The following is a 2,796-nucleotide window of genomic DNA, read 5'->3' on the forward strand; positions in this document are numbered from 1 at the left end:
CGCGCTCGAGGAGTGGATCAAGGTCTGGAACGACAACGCCCGGCCCTTCAAGTGGACCAAGACCGCCGACCAGATCATCGACCGGATCTGCCGCTACTGCGACAGGATCTCAGGACCGGCTCACTAGGTCTGCGGGATCTCCGGCACCGAGGCCATCAGCTGCACCGCCGCGAACGGGTGGTCGCCGGGGAACGCGTCGTACAGCCAGGCCACGGTCTCGGCGACCTGCTGGGCGTGGTCGGCCTGGGCGGGGTGTTCGCGGTCGCGCTGCAGGGCGAGGTCGATGACGGGGCCGGCCGTGGCGCGCCCCATGCCGAGGTCGACGCGGCCCGGGAACATGGCCTCGAGCTGCTTGAACATCTCGGCGACCTTGAACGGGCTGTAGTGGTTCATCAGCACCGCGCCCGATCCCACCCGGATGCGGGAGGTCTGGGCGCCCACGGCGGCGATCAGCAGCTCGGGGTGGTGGGAGGCGCCCATGGCGTTGGCGTGGTGCTCGGCGTACCAGATGCGGTGGTAGCCGAGGCGTTCGGCGTGCTGGGCGAACCGCACGGACTCGGCCAGCGCCTGCTTCTCGTCGCTCCCCGGCTCGACCGTGCCGAGATCCACCACCGACAACCTCATGCGATCACGGTACCGGTGTCCGCCGGCCGGGTGGCGCGCACGTAATAGAGCAGCGGCAGCTCGCCTTCGGACTCCACGGTGAAGCCGGCGCCGGGGATCAGGGCGCCGAGCAGGTCGCGGGGTTCGTGCCGCATGGCTGGGCCGGCGAGCGCGCCGACGACGCGCCGGGCGGTCCGGCCGGTCGGCGGGCGGAACTCGGCGACGAGCAGCCGGCCGCCGGGTCGCAGCACGCGGAACATCTGCCGCAGCGCCTCCGGCCGGGCCTCGGCCGGTATGTGGTGGACGGCCAGGCTTGAGACCACCAGGTCGAACGAGGCGTCGGGGAACGGCGGGCTCTGGCCCTCGCCCCGCACGTAGGAGCAGTTGGCCGGGGCGCGGCGGGCGGCGTACTCGATCATGGAGGGGCTGGGGTCGAGGCCGGTGACGTGGCCGCGCGGGCCGACCACCGGGGACAGGACGCGGCTGAGGTAGCCGGTTCCGCAGCCGACGTCCAGCACCCGGTCGCCGGGCCGTGGGCGGGCCGCGGCGGCGAGGCGGGTGAAGACGGCTCGGCGGCCGCCCAGGAAGCCGATCGAGGCGGAGATCTCGTACGCGCGCGGCCGGTCGATGGTGCCGCCGGCGTCGGCGTGCTCGTCGTGGTGGTGCAGCAGCTTGCCCAAGCCCATGGTGTCCTCCAGAACACTCTGTTCGTTATCGAATGATGCGTTCACAATGAGGGGTGGGTCAACGAGCAGATCGGCCGTGCTGTGCGGTACCGAACAGGGAGCGGGAAAATGTCCGGAGACCGGCGGGTGCGGCGTACGCGGAGGCTGGTCCAGGAGGCGCTGGTGGCGCTGATCCTGGAGAAGGGCTACGACGCGGTGACCGTCACCGACGTCATCGAGCGCGCCGACGTGGGCCGTTCCACGTTCTACTCCCACTTCACCGACAAGCAGGACGTGCTGCTCAGCAACCTGGACGAGCACGGCTTCCTGCGGCCCGCGCCGGAGGCCGGGCCGTGCGGGTTGTTCGCGTTCAGCCTGCCGATGTTCGCGCACGCGCGTGAGCAGGAGCGGCTCGTGCGGGCGCTGCTGGGGCGGCGCGGCGGCGGGCCGCTGCTCGCGCACGGCGAGCGGCTGCTCGCCGAGATCGTCGGCAGGGAGCTGCTCGCGGCGGGCGCGCGGCCGTCGGCCGCGCTCGACCTGCTGGTGGTGTGCGTGACGGGCGCGTACATGGGGCTGCTGAGGGCGTGGGTGGACGGCGAGACCGCCGCCTCCCCCGCCGAGCTGGACGCCGCCTTCCGCGCGGCCGTCGAACCCGGCGTACGGGCGTTCCTGAGTGGTGACGTAGCGTATTCGCATGGACGTGATGAGTGACGCCGAATGGCGCGAGTTCGTGACGACGGGGACGCGCACCGGGAAGCTCGCGGTGACCCGGGCAGGGGGCGGCCCGCATGTCACGCCGGTCTGGTTCCTGCTCGACGAGGACGACGTGGTCTTCACCACCTCGGAGACCAGCCTCAAGGGCAAGGCCCTGATGCGTGACCCGCGCGCCGCGTTGTGCGTGGACGACCAGCAGCCGCCCTACTCGTACGTGCTCATCAGGGGCAACGCGACGCTCTCCCTCGACCCGGAGGAGCTCATGGTGTGGGCGACGGAGATCGGCAGGCGCTACATGGGCGACGAGCGCGCCGAGGAGTTCGGCGGCCGCAACGCCGGCCCCGGGGAGTGCCTGGTGCGGCTGCGCATCGACGACGTGGTCGCCCACCGGGCCGTCGCCGGGTGAGAAGCGTCAGACGGGGACGACGGCGAGGGCCTCGATCTCGACGAGCAGGTCGTCGCGCACCAGGCCGGACACCTCGACCAGGGTGCTGGCAGGGGCGATGCCGGCGGGCAGCGCCTGGTCGCGGACCTCGCGCACGACGGCGACCTGCGAGGCGTCGCGCAGGTAGTAGCCGAGCTTGACGACGTGTTCCCAGCCGGCGCCCGCGGCCGACAGCGCGGTGTGCAGATTGGCGAACACCTGCCGGGTCTGGGCCCGCAGGTCGCCGGCTCCGACCAGCTGCCCGGCGGCGTCGAGGGCGATCTGCCCGCTGACGACGACCAGGCGGCCCGGGACGTCGACGGAGACGACGTGGCTGTAGCCGGGGCCGGGCGCGAGGCCGGGCGGGGCGATCTGGCGGGTGGTCTGGCG

5 protein-coding genes are annotated in these 2,796 nt (G+C 72.5%); 2 read left to right on the forward strand and 3 right to left on the reverse strand.

All coding sequences use genetic code 11. The annotated features are described in order from the left end of the window. Positions 1–123 precede the first annotated feature (123 nt). A complete protein-coding gene (locus C1J01_RS47325) occupies positions 124–624 on the reverse strand; it encodes an MsnO8 family LLM class oxidoreductase (protein WP_111185627.1) in 501 nt (166 codons plus the stop codon). Next, on the reverse strand, positions 621–1,289 hold the full coding sequence (locus C1J01_RS47330; protein WP_111185629.1) for a class I SAM-dependent methyltransferase: 669 nt from the start codon (positions 1,287–1,289) through the stop codon (positions 621–623). Before C1J01_RS47330 ends, C1J01_RS47325 begins: the two co-directional genes overlap by 4 nt. A 108-nt stretch (positions 1,290–1,397) precedes the next feature. Here C1J01_RS47330 and C1J01_RS50775 point away from each other — a divergent pair, with 108 nt between their 5' ends. Together C1J01_RS50775 and C1J01_RS47340 are read left to right on the forward strand one after the other, a co-directional pair. Then, the gene (locus C1J01_RS50775; RefSeq protein ID WP_181449363.1) at positions 1,398–1,979 is read left to right on the forward strand and encodes a TetR/AcrR family transcriptional regulator; all 582 of its coding nucleotides are present in this window, start codon (positions 1,398–1,400) and stop codon (positions 1,977–1,979) included. Continuing rightward, positions 1,963–2,388, forward strand: coding sequence for a PPOX class F420-dependent oxidoreductase (locus tag C1J01_RS47340; protein WP_111185631.1), 426 nt, complete (start codon positions 1,963–1,965; stop codon positions 2,386–2,388). The genes C1J01_RS50775 and C1J01_RS47340 overlap by 17 nt, the downstream gene beginning before the upstream one ends. A 6-nt stretch (positions 2,389–2,394) precedes the next feature. Here the strand turns inward: C1J01_RS47340 and C1J01_RS47345 are convergent. Then, a partial coding sequence (locus C1J01_RS47345; protein WP_328589757.1) for a RidA family protein occupies positions 2,395–2,796 on the reverse strand: 402 nt, incomplete at its 5' end.

It is taken from the genome of Nonomuraea aridisoli (genome assembly GCF_003236395.1).
Lineage (GTDB): Bacteria > Actinomycetota > Actinomycetes > Streptosporangiales > Streptosporangiaceae > Nonomuraea > Nonomuraea aridisoli.